2 protein-coding genes are annotated in these 465 nt (G+C 64.1%); both read right to left on the minus strand.

All coding sequences use genetic code 11. The annotated features are described in order from the left end of the window. Positions 1 to 219, minus strand: a 219-nt coding sequence (locus CYJ26_RS10515) for a transposase (RefSeq protein ID WP_180950900.1), incomplete at its 3' end; no start/stop codon positions are given. A gap of 64 nt (positions 220 to 283) precedes the next feature. Further along, positions 284 to 465 (minus strand): transposase (locus tag CYJ26_RS10520; protein WP_145990794.1); only part of this gene is annotated, 182 nt, incomplete at its 5' end.

A 465-nucleotide genomic window follows, 5' to 3' on the forward strand; every position in this document is an offset into this window, starting at 1 on the left:
CTCGCGGATCCGGCGTAACGCCTGGGCCATGTCCTTGCGCTGCTCACGATCGGTGGTCGGGGTCATCCCATGGGACTGGAAGCGAGCGTCGCGGACCCAGGCTTGGAGGGTAGTTTTGGCCATCCCCATGTCCTCGGCGACCTGCTTCTGCAGGATTCCTGAGACGACAAGCGCGACCGCGTCGCGCTTGAACTCGTCGGTGTAAGCGATCTTCGCCATGGATGCCATCCTTTCAGCACGACCCTTTCGAGGGAGTCATGCGGTCTTGGAGTCAACCAAACCTTCAACGGACCCTCCCGTTGATGGCCTCGGTGCCGCCGTTGCTCGCGCCGTGGGTATCGAAGTAGGCCAGGAACGCTGTCCGCCATCGACGCAGGGTCTTGCCCAGTCGCGCAGTCTCGGGGATCGGGCATGACGGCAACGTGGCGATGAGCTGCTCGGCGAGTTGGCGTCCTCGTGCGGGGG

This window comes from Actinomyces urogenitalis, assembly GCF_002861525.1.
Taxonomy (GTDB): domain Bacteria; phylum Actinomycetota; class Actinomycetes; order Actinomycetales; family Actinomycetaceae; genus Actinomyces; species Actinomyces urogenitalis.